The sequence below is a fragment of the Capnocytophaga sp. oral taxon 335 str. F0486 genome (genome assembly GCF_000277665.1).
GTDB classification, from domain to species: domain Bacteria; phylum Bacteroidota; class Bacteroidia; order Flavobacteriales; family Flavobacteriaceae; genus Capnocytophaga; species Capnocytophaga ochracea.
In genome coordinates, this window is the sequence record NZ_AKFR01000015.1 from 125971 (window position 1) to 144835 (window position 18865).

Genomic DNA, 18865 nt, shown 5'->3' on the forward strand with positions numbered 1-18865 from the left:
GGTACGAGCCGTACGGGCAAGAAACTTTGGCAAAGTATAGCGACAGATTTTAGTGAATCGTGAAAAGTTTGTTTCTGTCTATAAGAGCATTATTTCTTTTTAAAAGTCCATTGCAAAAAGTCTGGAGTGTTGAAAGCGGGATGCCAAGCGTTGTGATTTGCTCCGTAAAACTCTATATATTCGGCTTTTTTGCCGGTAGTTTTTAGGGCTTTATAGGCTTCACGCGAGTAGGTTACAGGAATCACATCATCAATATCACCGTGATAGAAACGGAATTGAGTTTTCCCTTTGAACTCACGCATACGCTCTATATTGGTCGCCCCACATATCGAGACAGCTTTGGCAAAGGTATCGGGGAAGCGATACACCATATCCAAAGTAGCAATCGCCCCCATTGAAATGCCCATAATGTACACTCGTTTAGGGTCGATAGGGTAAGTAGCCAAAGTCTCGTCTAAAAGTTCCTTCACCAAGCGTAAGTGTTTAGTGATAGGCACTTCTTTAGGCAGCGGATTAGCCGTATTCTTATACCCTTGATCGGGGCGTTTTTCAAGCGACCAATACGCACCCTCAGGACACTGAGGGAATAGCACAAAGCAAGGGTACTTATCTCGGTTCGCAGGATTGGTAAACACTGTACCCCCATTGCGCAACTGACTTTCATTATCGTTCCCTCTTTCGCCTGCTCCGTGCAAGAAGAGCACCAAAGGGTATTTCTTGCCTTTCTCCATTTTTTTAGGTTGAAGAAAGCGATAAGGCATACTATTCTTTTGCTTATCCACATATACGCCTTTGGTATACGCCTCATTCTGCGCCCGCACCGCAGGGGCATCCAACAGTATAAATAGTGCAAAAAAACAATATAAATAAGGATATAAATGCTTATTTTTCATTATATAACGCTTTGATAGCCTCATCGCTGAGTGCCTTGTTATAGAAATAGAACTGGTCGAGTTCACCAGGGAAAGCATTCATCCAAGTCTCTACCTTCTTGCTTGGCGCAAGTGGAGGGGTAACACCATTACCAAAAGTGCCAATTACAATAGGTCCCATATTGTGAAATGCTGGGGTGCCAAAGTTATCTTTTGTAGCAACTACTTCACCATTTCTCAGTATATCAAACTTACGTGTTTGAATATCATAACGAAAAGCCAAATGTACCCAATCGCCAATAGTATTTGCTATTTTAGGAGTATACCAAATATTTGACTTGCTATACTGCTTTTCACCATTGACAGCCCTCTCAGTGTAATGTGCCATTTGTATCTTAAAGAAACCTTCATTAGGCACATTGTTCCCACTGAGGAAAATATCCAAGTTTCCCCACGTATCCTTAGTGTCGGAGATAGTGAACAGCCCACCAGTTTTACTCTCATTAGCTTTCATCCAAAAAGCTACCGTAAAGCTTTCGAGATGGGCAATTGTATCACGCAAGGAGATATCACCAAGATAAGTTGCTTTTGATGGTTTAACAAGGATATATGACTTCTCTGCTCCTTGGTAGCATTTACCCACTTTGCCATCAGGATAAGTGATATTGCCATCTTGCTGTGTAATTACGTGGTAATTACTCATATCTTTATTCTTATCTTCAAAGGTAAGCGCTAACTTACGTGGGCTATAAGTAATAGGGGGTTGCTCTGGGTAGTTGAACTCAGGGTCTTGGTCTAATTTTTGAAAGCAGCTCCCAAAACCGAGCAGCCCTATGTTTATCATTAGAATATATATCTTTTTCATCGCTATTTAAATTTAATGATTAATTATAGTCAGGATTTTGTTTTAATACTCCATTAGAGGCTGTCACTTGGCTATTAGGCAAAGGTAGGTATCTGTGTTTAGGTTGATACCCCAAAGAACCCAATACAGCTGAGGCTTCACCCCAGCGCACTAAGTCGTAGAAGCGGTCAAACTCCATAGCGAGTTCTATACGGCGTTCGTGATGTATCGCCTCACGAAGTTCAGATTGGGCTGCAGTGGTTATCCTTGGCAATACATTGCTATTACTTCCTCGTGCCCGCGCCCGTATCATCTCTAAATAAGTCAATGCTTCACCTGCGTTTCCTATTTCATTAGCAGCTTCGGCTGCCATTAGCACTACATCTGCATAACGAATTATGCGGATATTAAACCAAAAACCATTCTTTGCAAACTTCTTTCGCAATTCAGGGTTGGTGTATGCCTTTTTATTGTAGTACTTATTGGCAACATCACCATTGGCAATAGGTCTTTCGTTGTATGGCGTATTAGGCTGTATAGTACCTAACTGACTTTCTGATTTCACAAAGTAAAGTAATGTCTCATTTTTACGAGGATCACCTGCTTCAAAAGCATCAGCAAGTTCTTGGGTAGGGGTGTTCCAACCCCATCCTAAGTTCCATTCACCAGGTCCACGAACCCCTTGCACTTCTGCAAATTGACTACCTACTTCATTTGATGCTTTGTAGGTTTCATTTGCTGTACACTGTATCTCAAAAATAGATTCACTACTATTCTCCCCACTTTCTCTGAAAATCTGTTCAAAAGGAGTGTTAAGGTTGTAAAGCCCTGACTGAATTACTTCAATAGATGCAGTGTAAGCACTCTGAAAATCAGAACGCATTAAATAAGTTTTTGCATGTAAAGAGCGTGCTGCTCCCCAAGTGAGGCGACCGACATAAGCGGCAGGCCAAGTTCTTGGAAGTCCTTCTTCTGCAATGGTTAAATCCTTATCAATGAGCTTATAAATGTCTTCAACTGACGACTTTGGTATATTAGCTTCATCTTGATTATTAATAGCAAAATCAATCAAAGGTACTTCGCCAAAGGCTCGTACTAAATTAAAGTAAGCAAAAGCGCGGAAAAAATGTGCCTCAGCAAAGTTTACTTTGTCCGACTCAGTGCGCTTGCTCTCTTCAATCTCGTTGATCTCTTTAATAGCTGTATTTGACAAGTGTATCAACTCATAATGTGAAGAATAGTAACCCGATATAATGCTATTGGTTGATGTGTATTGAAAATTATCATACATTCTTCCGTGTTCTGCACCATCTGAGGCAGTAGAACCTTTTTCAGCATCTTCACTACGGAAAGAATGGATTGCCAAGGCAACATTTCCTGAGGTAATATTGAACCCCCGTATTTTAGCATACATCGTAAAGATCTTAGCCTCTATACTACCTGATATGCTGTTTTGGTCACCATCTTTCCATTCGCCTTGTGGCTCTTGGTCAAATTTAGCACAACTCATAGGTAGACTTAGGCACACTGCCATAAGCCCCGTAATACATAATTTATAAATTGTATTTCGTTTCATAGTCTACTTTGTTAAAATGTTAGGTTAATACCATAAGTTAAGATCATTGGCATTGGGTAAGTACCTCCATCAATACCAAAGGCTAAGGCACTACCCCCAATTTCAGGGGTATATCCTGTATTCTTATGCCAAGTCTTGATGTTTTGTGCATTGGCATAAACGCGTATCTTCTTTACCTTCAATCTTTCTAATACTTGCTGAGGTAAACTATACCCTATCTGTAAGTTGCGGAAGCGGAAGAAGCTGCCGTCCTCAATGTAGTAATTGGAGTTCATACGGTTGATAGCACGGCTGTTGTCAATTACAGGTTCCCAATTAGAAGTTCCCGCTCCTCGCCAACGTCCCATACGATGTGCCTGATAATTGAGGATTGCATACTCTGATTCGCCCCATCCACGATAGATTTCATTGCCATAAACACCCATAAAGTCAGCAGTAAGGTCAAAGCCTTTATAAGCGAGGCTTACATTAAAACCATAAGTAAAATCAGGGGTAGGGTTACCTATTTCGGTACGGTCAGCGGGGGTAATTTTGCCATCACCGTTAATGTCTGCAAACTTTAAGTCACCAGGGAGTACATCAGTCAATGTATTTTTAGGTGAATTGCTAATATCATCATTATTTTGATATACTCCTATAACTTTATAGCCATAGAAATGTCCAATAGGATGCCCCTCTAAGGTGCGTGATATACCTTTTGTTCCGTTATAGAGGGCATCATCTTTACCTCTACCAAGTGAGAGCACAGTATTCTTAATTGTAGTGAGGTTGCCTGAAAAGGAGTAGCTAAAATCACTATCTTTTGCCTTATCATTCCAAGAAGCAGAAAGCTCCCATCCCTTGTTTTCAATTTCACCTAAGTTCTGCAATGAGTTCTTAGCTCCTGCAAAACTTGCAAGTTCTACAATAAGGTCTTTTGTGTTTTTGCGATAGTATACAGGTTCAATACTCAAACGATTATCCAAAAACCGAATTTCAGCACCTGCTTCCCAAGCGTAGGTCTTTTCCCAGCCTAAGTTCTGTACTAAGTATTTCGGTGCATAACCTGTAATAATACGGTCACCAAACACTGCACTACCTGAACTCTGCAATATTGGGTAAGTAGGGTAATTATTAGGCGTATTTTGATTCCCCAATACCCCCCACGAGCCTTTTAACTTTAAGTAGCTTATTGCCTTTTGCCGTTTCATAAAGGCTTCTTCACTCACTACCCAGCCAGCTCCAAAAGAATAGAAGTTATCCCACGTATTGCCTAAGTTGTGGAATACTGAGGCACCATCACGGCGGAACGAAGCATTCACTAAATAGCGATTATCGTAGTTATACAAAGCTCTGAATAAGTACGACATCGTAAAACGGCGATATTGCCCTGAACCATTTTTAGCACCACTTTCATTCCCAATAGATGATAACCACCACTTGCTATCGTTCTCATCAGGGATAGAGAAAATAATATCTTCCATCTTTTGTTGGCGAGAACCATTCAATGAAGTGTGTTCAAGATAATTGCTGGTAAGCCCAGTCATCAAAGTAAGATTGTGCTTATCAAACATCTTTTTATACGTCAGGATGTAATCCTGTTGAGTGGCCATTGTAGTAGACTTGCTCTGTGAGATACTCTCTTGCTCATTCGTGTTGATTCGTTTGTTGGTGTCACGGTTAAAAACCCAAATGATTGGTGTGTAAGCTCGGCTTTCACCTACGCGATAATCCATTGAAAGTGTTGCTTTAAAAGTCAGGTCTTTCAGTATGTCCAATTCTCCGTATACATTCCCTGCTAAGCGGTGATTTACTGCTTTGTTATGATTGGCAAGTTTCTCTATATCAATCAAGGGGTTACCTACTTGCGTACCTTGGAAATTTGGCAAATAGTTCAAAAGTCCAGTAGCACTATCATAAGGCTCAGCTATAGGGGCCGCTTTCAAAGCTCCTGCTACTCCCTTAGCATCTGCTGGTAAAGTGCGAGATCCGTTGGCTTGAAAACCTAAACGCAAGTAATCTGTCAAGTTATAATCACTGCTAACGCTCAACGTAGTCTTACTGAGCTTCTCGTGCTTGATAGAACCTTCCTCTTCTGTATATCCCGCACCGAGGTAGAACTTACTTTTTTCATTTGATGAAGCAATGCTAATATTGTGGTTCGTCACCCAAGCAGCTTTGCGAAATATCTCATCTTGCCAATCAGTATTGGCTGTCCATTTACTAAAATCAAAGTATCTGTTATCAACATCTTCGCGGCTGGCAAGCTCTTCTTTAAAAAGCTCACGAAACTCATCGCCGTTTGCCATCTTGATGCGGTCGTAGATCGTCTTAAAGCCCAGCGAGCTGTTGATGTTCACCATTGTAGTGCCCTTCTTAGCTTTCTTAGTGCTGATGATGATCACCCCATTGGCACCACGCACCCCGAAGATCGCCAGCGACGAGGGGTCCTTAAGTATCTCCATCGACTCTATATCTTGCGGATTGAGGTAGTTGATATTATCGGTAAAGAGCCCATCGACTACGTACAGAGGTGTATAGCCGTTGATAGAGTTTGTACCGCGGATACGTATTTCGGGGTCTTGCCCTGCACGTCCTGTATTAACGATTTGCACCCCTGCTACCTTCCCTTGTATAGAGGCTACGGGGTTGGTCGAAGGGCGATCAGCAAACTGCTCGGTCTTGATGCTGGCAATGGAGCCTGTGAGGTCGCGCTTCTGCGTAGTCCCATAACCGATCACCACCACCTCTTTTAGCTCTTGTGTATTTTCTCTTAAAGTAACATTAATGCGGGAGCGTCCTGCTACTTTTACATCTTGGGTCTGCATACCTACAAAGCTGACTTCCAAGACGGCATTGGAGGGCACATTGGGAAGTGTATAGTGCCCTTCGAAGTCGGTAGAAGTACCCTGGGTAGTACCCTTTACAATTACGTTTGCTCCTGGAATGGGGTTTTTAGTCCCTTCTTCATAAACGGTACCTTGTACGGTAATTTGCTGAGCGTGCAGGGTAACGGTTAGAGAAAACATCAGGAAGAAAAACAATATTTTCTTTATTTCCATATGTTGTTGATTTTTTTCACCGCAAAATTGCTAAAAGTTTCTTTTGTCTCCAAAAAAAGAGCTACGTCAAAACTACTACAATGAAATGACGTACTACGTCAAAAGTACTACAAGAAAATACAATATTTTGATTGTTAGATATTTCTGAGAGCAAAAAAGTGAGTAAATTAGAAAATGAGAGAATGAGAGAATTAGAAAATGGGTAGTGATAAAAAAGGTTTTTTGACAGGTCTGACTTGTCGGACAAATTGGACTGGTTAGGATTTTCGGAAGGAAACGGAGAGGTTCGGAAGAGGGAAGGGAGAGTTTTTGATGAAAAAAGGCTATAAGGAGGGTGGGGTTAGCTTATAGAGAGCTTATAGGAAGCTTATACGAATCTTGGACGATTGGTATAGAAAGGGTGTATAAAGAGTTGATTTATAATATGATACAGCAAGGTTAAAAATAGAAAAAACGGGGTTTCGAGGCGAAAGAAAGAGAAAAGGCAATAGGCCTTAGGCCTTAGGCACTAGGAGGGAGTATGACGGAAAGGAGAAGGGATAATTAGGGAATTGGCAAATTAGAAAATTAGTAAATGGGAAAGTGTGGGGGCTTAGGTCAATAGATAATAGAGGGAAACATCCCCCCTAACTACCTTCAAAGGGGAATGTGATGACGGAAAAGAGAATTAGCAAATTGGCAAATTTGGAAATTAGCAAATGGAAAAGAGGTTAAGAAATTCAGAGAGGCTCAGGAAAGGTGTAAGCGGTGAGAGAAACTTATTAAGGAACTAGACCCTAAATTGCTATAAAGTGGAATAAGAAAAACGGTGGGATTCTTTGTTAATTGAAAATTATATCGTACTTTTGTACTTTAAACATCATTAAAACTAAGTATGAATCTGAAAAATATATCGTTTAAGAAGCTACTTACACAAGGCGGTCTTGCGCTTGCTACCCTGCTATCACGGTTGTTAGAAGGCTGTATCGCTTTGGCTTCGATGGTATATAAATTACTACGTTATGCCTTAAAAGTGCTCTGGGCGGTATTTATCTTCGCTTTGCTTATAATCCCTTATGGTATCTTTAGACTTTACCAAGGATATAAGAATAGAAAAAATGCTCCGAAAAAGGAACAGGAACAGATAGTATATACGGGCAACATATTCCACCGCAGTTGGCAATGGTTGCGGGCTAAACCTTATCAGTTTTACCTCAAATGGATAGGTATACCGATTGGGATAGGCGTAGCAGGTATACTGTTGCTCATCTTGTTAATTTACTTTGGGGCTTTTGGCAAGTTACCCTCAGAGGAGGATTTGAAAGAGTTGCGCCAATCGGAAGCGAGTCTTGTTTACGATTACGAGAACCAATTGATAGGGAAATTTTATATCTTCGACCGTACTAAAATAGAATACAAGGACTTTCCTCCTTATCTTATCAACGCACTTATCGCTACCGAAGACGAGCGTTTTTACTTGCACGGAGGGGTAGACACGAAGAGTTTGTTTAGGGTTTTCTTTAAATCACTGCTTTTGCAAGACGACTCATCGGGAGGGGGAAGTACTGTTACAATGCAGTTGGCTAAAAATATTTATGGGCGTGGACAGCGCTACGGGAAACTTTCGATGCCTATACACAAAATCAAAGAGATGATTATAGCCAGACGCATAGAAAAGGTATACAGCAAGGAGGAAATCTTGACACTTTACCTCAATACTGTGCCTTTCAGCGATAATACTTACGGGATAGAAAGTGCGGCGCAACGATTCTTTGACAAATCGGCGAGAGACCTTACGCTTAATGAAGCGGCTACGCTTATCGGCACGCTTAAAGCGACGAATAGCTATAATCCGCGTACCTCACCCAAGCGCAGTGAAGAGCGTCGGAATGTGGTATTGGCACAGATGAAGAAAAACAACTTGCTGACCGAAGACGACTTTAAAGTTCATACGAGAGACACTCTTAAAACTACGGCAACTACGGCTGAAAAAGATGGTGTAGCGCCTTATCTTGTAGAGCAAATACGCTTATTATTACCTGAACTGCTGAAAGACGTGAAGAAGCCAGACGGTTCGGCTTATAATATCTATAAAGATGGATTGCGCATCTATACGACCATTGACAAGACAATGCAGGAATATGCTGAGAAAGCAGTGGAAAAGCATTTAACATCGTTACAACAAGATTTTGAACAGACCTATGGCAAACGTGCTCCTTGGAACTTGGACAGTGACTGGTTTAAGGAAGAAGTGAAGAAGTTGCCTGCTTATAAAGAACTTGAAGAGCAAAAACTCTCGGAAGCGAAGATATGGGCGAAGCTGAGTGAGAAGAAGCCAATGGATTTATCTTTCTATACCGAAGACAGTATCAAAAAGCATAGTACATTGGACAGTTTGTCGCGTTTTATACGCATATTAAACACGGGATTTGTGAGTGTAGAGCCTCAAACAGGGGCAATTAAAACTTATGTGGGTGGAGCAGACTTCCGCTACTTTAAGTACGACCATATCCTACAAAGCCGTCGCCAAGTGGGCTCAGTTTTTAAACCGATAGTATACGCTACTGCCTTAGAGATGGGAATGCCTGTGTGCACGCACTTTTCGCCCCTGCCTTTAACCTATGCTGATTACGAATATTGGTCGCCACGCAACGCTTCTAAGACTGACGAAGACCCTAACATATATTACTCAGTATGCAAGGGATTGCGAGAATCATTGAACACCATAGCAGTACAAACGCTCTTTTATGCGGGGTTAAAGAACGTGATAAAGAAAACCCGACAATTAGGCATCACCTCTACCCTACCGAATGTGCCTTCGATAGCATTGGGTTCGGCTGAACTATCGGTGATAGAAGTAGCTAAGGCTTATACGGCTTTTGCGAACAAAGGGGTACCCGTAGAGCCTTATTTTATCACTCGAATAGAGAACAAAAAAGGGGAAGTAATATGGGAACGTAAACCTAAGGTTTTAGCTCCTGCACTGAGTGAACGCACTGCCCAAATAATGATACAGATGATGCGCTCGACCGTGAACGAAGGTACCGCATCACGTATGCGTGGACAATACGGACTTACCAATGACCTTGCGGGTAAAACAGGTACGACCCAAGACAATAAAGACGGTTGGTTTGCGGGAATGCTTCCCAACCTTGTGATGATTACGTGGGTGGGTAACGACCAGCAGATAGGTTTTAAAAGTACGCGTTTGGGACAAGGAGCTAACTCGGCATTGCCTATTGCTGCCTTGTTTGTATCGCAACTGAACCGCAACAGCAAGTATAAAGACCTAACGCGAGCTACTTTTAAGGTAAGCGAAGAGATACGTACGGAGGTAACTGAATGTGAGCCTACTGTACGCGAAGGTTTCTTTGACCGCCTTTTGAGCAGTACTGCCAAAGATACTATAAGAGCAGGAGATGTGCATTATCGGATTTATGAGCGCAAAGGTAAGCTACACAATGTGGAAGATGAGGAAGATATATCGGTAGACGATGTGGTAAATCCTGCCAATACCCCTGCGCCAGCACCAAGCACTCAAACAGCTACACAGGAGGGAAAAGAAAAGAAAAAAGGGCTTTTGGATAGGATTTTTAGTCGTAGCACGACAGGCGATTAGTCGTAGCACGACAGGCGATTAGCCATAGCACGACAGACAATTGAATGAGGAAATTAGGGAATGAGAAAATTAGCAAATGAGGAAATGAGAAAGGATAAGATTTTAAGAGAGGCAATAAAATATTGAGATAACTAAAGACTAACAAATTAAAACTAATATAGATGAAAAGAATAGTATTTTTAATGGTGTCGTTCATCTTGATGACACCTTACATAAACGCACAAGAGAAAAAGAAGTTTGCTGTGAGAACCGTTGCTTTTTACAACGTTGAGAACCTTTTCGACACGATTAATGACCCTCATAAGTTTGATGATGACCGCACTCCTGAGGGAGCTGACCGCTGGACGAGTAAGGTGTATAACGACCACGTACACAAGATAGCCAAAGTAATTTCGGAGATAGGAAGTGATGTTACCAAACACGCCCCCGATATAGTAGGTCTTGCCGAAATAGAAAACGAAGCGGTAGTGAGAGACCTTATCAATACCGAATATTTAAGGAAATATAATTATGGGATTGTACATTACGAATCACCCGACGCTCGTGGGGTGGATGTAGCCCTCATCTACAAGAAAAGCGTGTTTAAACCTACTGCTTCATTTCCACACCCTTTATACCTCACCAAAGATGACGGGAAGCCTCTTTACACTCGCGACCAACTGTTAGTAAGTGGTGAATTGGACGGAGAAATGATTCATTTTATAGTAAACCACTGGCCTTCGCGTTTTGGAGGAGAAGCTAAAAGTAGACCCAGTCGTGAAAAAGCGGCGGCTTTGAACAAGAAAATTATAGATTCACTCCTCAGTAAAGACCCTAATGCTAAAGTGATAGCAATGGGTGACTTTAATGACGACCCTATTAACTCAGGCTTTAAGAATGTGTTAAAGACCAAAGACAAAAAAGAAGATGTAAAACAAGGAGAGTTATTTAACCCTATGGAGGCTATGCTGAAAAAAGGAATGGGAACATTAGCCTATCAGGACGGATGGAATCTTTTTGACCAGTTTTACTTTACTTATGATTTGCTAAAAGAAGACAAGAGTAGTTACCGCTACTGGAAAACGGGGATATTCAATCGCTCGTATTTGGCTAACCCCAAAGGGCGCTATAAGGGATATCCTTTCCGCAGTATGAGCAATGGCAATTACACTTGGGGATATTCTGACCACTTCCCGGTGTATATGTACCTTATCAGAGAACTGAAATAAGGCTATAAGAATATTTATGTTAGCAATTGAGAGGCTACCCGAAGAGTTTAAAATATTTTCGGGTAGCCTCTCGAACTTTTCTATTCTTCTCTCACCTCTGTTGTCTCCTGAGTAGGTGCTTCTACAGGTGCTACACTCTCAGGCTGTGGCGCAATTACAGGAGGCTCTTGCTCTTGTAAAGGTCTGTTTTTAGAGAGTTTAAACCCTACACCTACCGAAATGGCAAAGTAATAACTTTGAGCGTCTTTAAAGTTTAGGTAAGGTGTATATTCTTGATTGGTGAGAGGCGATAGATTGGTAGAAAAACGGCCGTCTACCGTAAGTATGATTTTAGGAAATTCCCACATCACGCCTCCTCCTAAATGCAAATTCATCACAACACTATTGAAATTTGAGGTGATATCATACTTTTCATTGTATTGTTTCTCGGAATAAGAAGCTAAAAGTAAGAATTTAGGAGCTACTCCTATTTGTCCAAAGCCCCTAAATTTCTTTTTACCTTCTATTTGTAGTAAAAGAGGTACTTCCAAGCAGTCAAAACGAATAAAATGACAGTCGGATAGTTTTAAATCAGAACCTTCGGGACGAAAAGGAATAGCTTCGCGTTTGTACATCACTTCGGGTAAGAATACCCAATGGGTCTTGAGTGGAAGGCGGAAGAATACGCCTGTGTTAAAAACTCCTGAATGCCCAAAGTACTCTATATTATAGCTTTCATTGGCTGTTTTAGGAGTTATAACGCTTACCGTTGCCAAAGGATTATTAAGTTTTACTCCTATGGCTGTCTGAGAAAAACCGAGTGTAGCAACACTCAAAAAAACGATGGTGATTAAAAAACGTTTCATAATATATGTTGTTAAAAATTAAATTTCTTGTTCTTGTGGTGTATTCGCCTCAGCAGAAATACTATCATTAGTAATTGTTGGGAGCTCTTCCTGAGGAATAGCCGTCTCTAAAGGCAATGCTTTCTTTTTAAAAGGTTTGTAACCTACTCCTAAAGAAAACGCAAAATAATAGCTTTGCGCCTTACTGAAATCAATATCAGGGGTGTTCTTTTTAGAGGTAAGTGGTGTAAGGTTAGTAGCGAGTCTTCCATCAGCAGTAAAAACCCAATCTTTTCTGTTCCATAAAACACCTCCCCCAACATTTAAATTGAGAACAACCCTATTAAAAGAGCTCGTAACATTATGGTCGCCTTTTTCTAAAACAGCAGAATACTTTGCTGAAGTTAAGAATTTAGGAGCCACTCCTAATTGAGCAAACCCTCTTACGGTGCGCTTTCCTTCCCATTGTAACAGGATAGGGACCTCAGCATACCAAAATTCATATACTCCGCGATCAGAGAGAAGTTCTTCTATTGTTTCCTCTTGATGAAAAAACCAAACCCCTTCACGCTTGAACAACACTTCGGTTTGTAGTGCCCAATGTGTTTTTAGAGGCATTCGCATAAAAGCTCCTATATTAAAAGCCCCTATATAAAACTCACCAAAAATACCTCCTCCGTTTCTAATCCCCTTAGGTGTATTTGCAATTTGATGTTTCATTACATTAACTGCTACAAACGGATTAGCAACTTTCACCCCTACGGCTATTTGGCTATAGCTAAATGCCGAAATACTTAAAAGCATAGCAGTAATTAAAAAACGTTTCATAATACCTTTAGTGAAAGATTATTCGGTTATGGGTTCTTTATTTACCTCTTCAGTAGGAGTTACGACTTCTTCAGTAGGTGTGATGACTTCTTCAGTAGGAGTTACCACCTCTTCAGTAGGAGGAGTATTATTTTTCTTTTTAGAGAATTTGTAGCCTGCACCTAACGAAAATGTAAAGGTATGATTTTTCGCTTCTATAAAATTTAAATAAGGTGAACTGCTATTCGTTGCCATTTTGGTGAGATTAACTGAATAACGCGCTTCGGCGAACAACAACCATCTGGAGCGTTCTACGATCAACCCTCCTCCTATATTGAAATTGATGTGTAGTTGTCCTGTGCCAAAATAGTATTTCATATCTTGCACCTCATTACTTCCTTTATCTCTAAAAGCTGCTCTTGTACTGATTTTAGGTGAAAAACCTAACTGTGTAAATCCTCTAACGGGTTTTTTGCCCTCGAATTGCATCATAAGAGGGATTTCTAAGTAATCAAACTCATAATAAGGGCGTTCTTCGGTATCCCAAGTGCTATTTTTAGGACGGAATGACAATGTTTCTCGGCGATAAAGCACTTCTGTTTGTAAAGCCCAACGTTTGGCGAGTTGGAAATGCGCAAATACACCTGAATTAAAAGCAGCAATTCGCGGATAAATCTCAATGTCATAACTTTCGTTAGAGGTGAGATCGTTGAAAAAATTAAAAGTATGTAATGGTGTATTCACTTTCACCCCTATCGCGGTTTGCGCAAAGCCAACATAAGCAGCACAAAACCATAAAATTGTAGTTAAAAAACGTTTCATAGTATATATTTAGTTAAAGATTATTCTTACCTCTTATCTGCTACCTAAGTCTAAGTATTTTTCAAAATAATCAGCGATGTCTTTGAGTTCTTGGCGGTAGTGATCGTCGTCTTTTTCGGTGAGGATACCATAGCCATAACGACGGAAGTCCTGTAGTATATCCGAAAATCGTTCGCTTGCGAGTTTGAGTGTGATATGTACGTTGTCTTCCGTGCGATTGGAGAGATAAAGTCCTAAAAGTGTCCCCCCGTTTTCCTCTACAATTCTGCTAATTTCAGCAAACGAATAGCTCAGCGCATCTTTCTGTAAGATAAGCACGTGTCCTGCTTCTTGTATAAAAGGGGTTTGGGTGAGTTGTAGCACAAACTCATCTAAGTGATAGTAGCCTATAAAGTGTTCTTCTTTATTGATAACGGGCAACATATCGGTGTGATAGCGTCCAAAAGCCTCTACTACAACATCCCACGTAGCAGTTAGCGGTACAAAAAAGCGTTCTAACGCATATTGATAATCGGCTACTGTAGCTTCTTTATCCTCCTCATCCACTGCTTCTTTGCGGAGTACCCCTATAAAAGTATTGCCTTCACACACGGGCAAAGCCGAAAGTGAATGTGCCTCAAAAAGCAACTTCACTTCCTCTATTGAAGTTGTAAGCGTAATATGTAAAGAATGAGTTGTCATATTATTACTTGAATTAATAACAGTCAGATTTTATTTGTCCTTTGTTTTGGTAGTAGCTCAGCGGTTTTTCTAAATGCTCTCTACAAATCGCCTCTAAAACTTCGGTAACTGCTTTCTCCATCGCAACCGACCCGCATATCATTATAATTCCTTTGTTTTTCAGGAGTTCTGCAAAAAAAGGAGCTTCTCTTCGCAAGATGTCTTGCACGTAGAATTTATCCCCTTCGCGCGAGAGGGCTTGCCAATAGTTGGCTATTTTTCCTTCGCGAGTAAACTGTTCTATATAAGGGCGGTAGATTTCCAAAGAGGCTTCACGGCGACAACCCCATATCAGGGTGATAGGTTTCTTTTGGGTATTTTCGGCTATCATTCCCATAAAAGGCGCCATCCCCGAACCGTTGGCAATACACACCACTTGAGGCGCTTCTTTAGGGAAATGGAAGTGTTTGTTGGCTACCAAAGCCCCTTGCAGCATATCGCCTACTTGCAAATTGTTCAGCAGGTTAGAAACGACCCCTTGTGAGTGTAGCTTCACGCTCAACCACACATTTCCTTGGTATTTGGCAATAGAATAGAGTCGTTCGCGCCCGTCTTCGGGGGTAATGCCCAAGAGGTCGCCTGAGGTAAAACTACTTTTTTGGGAAGGGCGGAGGGCTATTAGGAAAATATCGTCGTCCATTACAGGCGTTTTCTCTGTTACGGTGAAAGTGAGCAGTTTTCGTTTGGGCTGTACGCTGAAATCATCAGGCAAAGCCAAAGAGAGTTTTTGAGTCATAGCCCAAGCTGTTGCCCACGCTTTAAACTGACCAAAATCTTGGTCGTTTACGGTATGCAAAGGCAGTGCACATTCAGCTTGTGCAGTAGCCGATAATAATTGGTCTACTTCTTTGGCATATTTGCAGAAATCGGGGTAAGTGTCAGAGCCAAAGCCGAGTACGCTATACGCTAAAGGTTGTGCGGGGGGATATTTCGCCCATAGTTGCGCAAAGTGAGTCGCATTGATAGGCGCCTCGCCATCGCCATAAGTGCAAGTAAATACAATGAGTTGCTCTGCTTTAGCAAAACGAGTGTAGGCATTCATATCGGTGAGGTAGGAACGCTTGCCCAAACGGAGGAGTTCGTTGTGGAAAAGGATAGCAAATTTGCGGGTAGTACCTCCTTCAGTGCCTACTAACACGATATACTCACATTCGCTTTTATCAAACGGATTATTGATGCCTTTCTTTCGTTTTCTGAGGGTCATCGCAAAGCCAGAGTAGAGGAAGAACAACAGCGCCATACACGAGAGCAACAAGACGGTCGCCCAGAGGTAATGCCCTTTGCCTACGTGCAGGGTGCGCACCAAATACGCCAAGCCTTTGTATGGAGAGGTGGAGGTGCTAATCACCTCACCCGTAAACTGATTGACTACTATATTTTTATCGATGAAATCTACTTTATAGACCTCTTCTACATCTTCAAAAGCAGGAAATTCTACTTGACGCACTTCGGCGAGAGGTACTTGGAAAACGGGGAAGTCTTTAGCGGGTTTTGCGGGCGTTTCTTGTAGTGTGCTAACATCGTAATTGTGTTCAGCTTTGAACTTAGGAAACACTTTCACGGTTTCGAGCATCATATACACCCCTGTGAGGGCAATAATAAAGATAGGCACGAGCGCCCAGCGCCCCAGAGCACTGTGGTAATGATTGTAGAATTTCTCTTGTGGAAACTTGTGGAAAAACCTGCCCCAGCGTTGCTGTTTGCGGGCGATGAGCCATATACCCGACAAGGCTACTACACACAAACACAAAGCTGTAAGTCCCATTATCACCCGTCCCGTTTTGCCCATATAGAGTGAGCGGTGTAGCGTTTTGATGAATTGTATAAACTTCGAGGGTTTGTAATCCCCTTTGATGACCTCCCCCGATTGCGGATGGATAAAGAGTTTTTCGCCCTCAGCCGTCTCTATTTGCACAAAGTGATTGCGGTCGATAGAGAGTTTAAGCGCATCTATATTCTTTTCCTTCAAAACGGCAATTGTTTGGGCAAGGGTAGTGCTTTCAAACGCTGCACTTTTGTAAGGCAACGTTTGGTTATACACCGATTCACCTGCTAAGATGACCCCCGTGAGAGCCCCCAGCAGTATGAATACCCCCGCTATCAGGGAAAGAATTAAATGAAGTTTACGCATAATAATTACGAATTACGAGTGACGAATTACGCAAAGGCGATTTGTTGATGTGTTGATTTGTCAATTTGTTTAGCACGAGCTACAAGCTCGCGCCAGCGGTGTGACGAAAATGTGATTTAGTTTTTTGAATAGCGCCTCAGTATCACACTTTTCTTATCTCTTACCTAACTCAAATCGTATTTTCTTTGCATTTTTTAGCGCCTCGTGACTGATAAAATAGGTTTTGTAAGGCTTGTCGTCGATGTAAATGTTCTTAATGTAAATGTTTTCAGGCGAAGCATTACTTTCTATTACCAAATCACCAGCAGGATAGTACTGCGGATTGCGTTTGAGGGTGATTTTAGTAAACTTAGGCGAGGTGAAAGTATAGTTAGGCTCAGCGGGAGTAATAGGATAAAAACCTGCCATTCCATAAATGAGCCAAGCCGACATTACTCCTGTGTCTTCATTGCCTGGGAGCCCCGCAGGTTTGTTTTGAAAATACTCATTGATGAGTTGGTCTACTTTCTGTTGGGTTTTCCACTCTTTGCCTTTTAGGAAGTTGTAGAGATACGGATAGGCAATATCGGGTTCGTTTGCCATATCGTACTGTTTACTGTCGAAAATATGGTCGAGTTGCTTTTCAAAAGGTTTTTCACCGCCCATTAGCTTGATCATTCCTTTTACATCGTGGGTTACCATATATACGTATTGCCAAGCATTGCCCTCGATATAGCCCACATTCTCTTCAAAATTAGCCCCACTTTCGGGGTTGAAAGGCGCATACCACTTGCCATTGGCGTGACGTGGACGCAATAAATGGGTTTCCTTATCGAATAGTTTTCTATATGAATAGGCTTGTTTGTTAAACTTCTCGTAATCGGCTTTTTTGCCGAGTTTCTTGGCAATTTGTGCAATGGCAAAGTCGGCAACATTGTACTCTTGGGTAGTAGATACCGGACCTCTTACACCCCCATCTACACTCAGGTACCCCAATTTCCAATACTCTTTCACCCCTGGGCGTATAGGGTTGTTTTCAAGGGTATTCGCCCCTTTGAGCATCGCCTCATAAGCTGTTTGTATATTAAAATCGGTAAGACCGCGCAGGTAAGTATCCGCTAATACTATGCTGGCAGGATCGCCTACCATCGTAAAGGTTTCGGTAGAATTGAGTTCCCATTTGGGTAGCCAACCACTTTCTTTGTAGATATCGAGCATCGTGCGCACCATTTGCAATTGTTGTTCGGGGTAGAGCAAGGTGAGCAATTGGTGGTAATTGCGATAGGTATCCCACAATGAGAACACCGTATAACGCTGGTGATTTTTGCCTATTTTGTTAGTCTTGCTCTCAGGGTAATCGCCATTCATATCGTTCAGAAGGTTGGGGTGAATAAGCGCGTGATAGAGTGCTGTGTAGAATATGGTTTTTTGGTCGTCGGTACCGCCTTCTACGGTAGCGCGGAGGGCATCGTTCCACGTTTGGCGGGTAGTGGCATATACCTCGTCGAAAGTGCGGTCGCCTATCTCTTTTTCAAGGTTTTCACGGGCGTTGGCTATGCTCACGTACGAAATACCCACTTTGAGTTCCACTACTTCATCTTTGTCGAATTTATAACGGAAATACGCCCCTATACTATCACCTACTACCTCGCGGGCAAATTGTTCTTTGAGGCGAGTGTCGCCGTTGTACCACATCCATTGGGCTTCCACCCCTTGATGTTTTTCGGGCGTATGCCATACCCCATATGAGGGGGCAACTTTGCTTACTTTGGCTACAAAATACACCGGATAAGCCAGCTCCGGACTGTTATAGCAGAAAGTCCCTACCATACGCATACCTTCCACCTCGGTAGGCGATACGAATTTCAGCATTGCGCCTTTCTCATTGGTGAGTCCAAGTCCGAGGTTGATAAGTAGGTTAGCTTCTCCTTTAGGGAAGTGATAGCGAGTGATACCTGCGCGGGTGGTGGCAGTAGCTTCGGTTTTGATATTGTATTTAGTGAGGAAATTGCTATAATAGCCAGCTTTGGCAACTTCTTTTTGGTAAGTAGAGCCGTATTTTAAGTGATTTACCTCCAATTTACCAGTGGTAGGCATTGCGATAATCACCCCGAGTTCAGGGCATCCTACACCACTGAGGTTCACGTGAGTAAGCCCCGTGAAGAATTTATTTTCATTTACATAAGGATTAGAAAGCCAACGACTGTCTTTTTCAAGCGGAGCTTTCACCCCCGTAGTATCGAAAGCCACATTGAAAGGTGAAATGCTAAGCATACCGCGTGGAGCAATCGCGCCAGGGTGGGTAGCACCAAAATTAGAAGTACCAATGAGCGGATTGATATAATCCACAGGTTGCTGTTGTGCGTGTAGTGATAAAGCCACCCACAGAGTGGTAAAAGCAAATAGGTTTCTCATTCGTATAAAACGCTAAAATGGTTAATCA

Annotated in this window: 12 protein-coding genes and 1 pseudogene; 3 read left to right on the forward strand and 10 right to left on the reverse strand. The window is 42.0% G+C overall.

The window, feature by feature from the left end:
- Positions 1–89: 89 nt before the first annotated feature.
- Genes HMPREF1320_RS03245 through HMPREF1320_RS03260 form a run of 4 tightly spaced genes read right to left on the reverse strand, consistent with a single transcriptional unit; the run spans position 90 to position 6333 of the window.
- Complete coding sequence (locus tag HMPREF1320_RS03245; RefSeq protein ID WP_034553980.1) at positions 90–893, reverse strand: prolyl oligopeptidase family serine peptidase; 804 nt, start codon at positions 891–893, stop codon at positions 90–92.
- Positions 883–1737: a LamG domain-containing protein gene (locus HMPREF1320_RS03250; RefSeq protein ID WP_009417393.1), complete on the reverse strand. Its 855-nt coding sequence runs from the start codon at positions 1735–1737 to the stop codon at positions 883–885. Before HMPREF1320_RS03250 ends, HMPREF1320_RS03245 begins: the two co-directional genes overlap by 11 nt.
- A gap of 19 nt (positions 1738–1756) precedes the next feature.
- Positions 1757–3292: a RagB/SusD family nutrient uptake outer membrane protein gene (locus HMPREF1320_RS03255; protein ID WP_009751559.1), complete on the reverse strand. Its 1536-nt coding sequence runs from the start codon at positions 3290–3292 to the stop codon at positions 1757–1759.
- A gap of 11 nt (positions 3293–3303) precedes the next feature.
- Complete coding sequence (locus tag HMPREF1320_RS03260; RefSeq protein ID WP_009417395.1) at positions 3304–6333, reverse strand: SusC/RagA family TonB-linked outer membrane protein; 3030 nt, start codon at positions 6331–6333, stop codon at positions 3304–3306.
- Positions 6334–6531: 198 nt separating this feature from the next.
- On the opposite strand from HMPREF1320_RS03260, the pseudogene HMPREF1320_RS11835 reads away from it, so the two are divergent.
- From HMPREF1320_RS11835 to HMPREF1320_RS03270, 3 genes and pseudogenes are all read left to right on the forward strand, one after another.
- Positions 6532–6684: pseudogene (locus tag HMPREF1320_RS11835) on the forward strand (glycine cleavage system protein T).
- 523 nt (positions 6685–7207) lie between these two features.
- Positions 7208–9931 (forward strand): penicillin-binding protein 1A, encoded by a 2724-nt coding sequence (locus HMPREF1320_RS03265; RefSeq protein ID WP_009751546.1) that lies wholly within the window; start codon positions 7208–7210, stop codon positions 9929–9931.
- A 161-nt stretch (positions 9932–10092) separates the two neighbouring features.
- Positions 10093–11139 carry an endonuclease/exonuclease/phosphatase family protein gene (locus HMPREF1320_RS03270; protein WP_009422254.1) on the forward strand — a complete coding sequence of 349 codons (1047 nt, stop codon included), beginning with the start codon at positions 10093–10095 and terminating at the stop codon, positions 11137–11139.
- Positions 11140–11219: 80 nt separating this feature from the next.
- Here HMPREF1320_RS03270 and HMPREF1320_RS03275 read toward each other — a convergent pair whose 3' ends face one another.
- The 6 genes from HMPREF1320_RS03275 to HMPREF1320_RS03300 form a co-directional block, all read right to left on the reverse strand.
- Positions 11220–11984, reverse strand: coding sequence for a porin family protein (locus HMPREF1320_RS03275; protein WP_009417403.1), 765 nt, complete (start codon positions 11982–11984; stop codon positions 11220–11222).
- Between the two features lie 18 nt (positions 11985–12002).
- Positions 12003–12791 carry a porin family protein gene (locus HMPREF1320_RS03280; RefSeq protein WP_009751538.1) on the reverse strand — a complete coding sequence of 263 codons (789 nt, stop codon included), beginning with the start codon at positions 12789–12791 and terminating at the stop codon, positions 12003–12005.
- Between the two features lie 18 nt (positions 12792–12809).
- Positions 12810–13592 carry a porin family protein gene (locus HMPREF1320_RS03285; protein WP_009751597.1) on the reverse strand — a complete coding sequence of 261 codons (783 nt, stop codon included), beginning with the start codon at positions 13590–13592 and terminating at the stop codon, positions 12810–12812.
- A 33-nt stretch (positions 13593–13625) separates the two neighbouring features.
- A complete protein-coding gene (locus tag HMPREF1320_RS03290; RefSeq protein ID WP_009751524.1) occupies positions 13626–14273 on the reverse strand; it encodes a CBS domain-containing protein in 648 nt (215 codons plus the stop codon).
- Between the two features lie 13 nt (positions 14274–14286).
- Positions 14287–16443, reverse strand: coding sequence for a PepSY domain-containing protein (locus HMPREF1320_RS03295; protein WP_009751578.1), 2157 nt, complete (start codon positions 16441–16443; stop codon positions 14287–14289).
- A gap of 153 nt (positions 16444–16596) precedes the next feature.
- Positions 16597–18837, reverse strand: a complete 2241-nt coding sequence (locus HMPREF1320_RS03300; protein ID WP_034553983.1) for a GH92 family glycosyl hydrolase — start codon at positions 18835–18837, stop codon at positions 16597–16599.
- Positions 18838–18865: the final 28 nt, after the last annotated feature.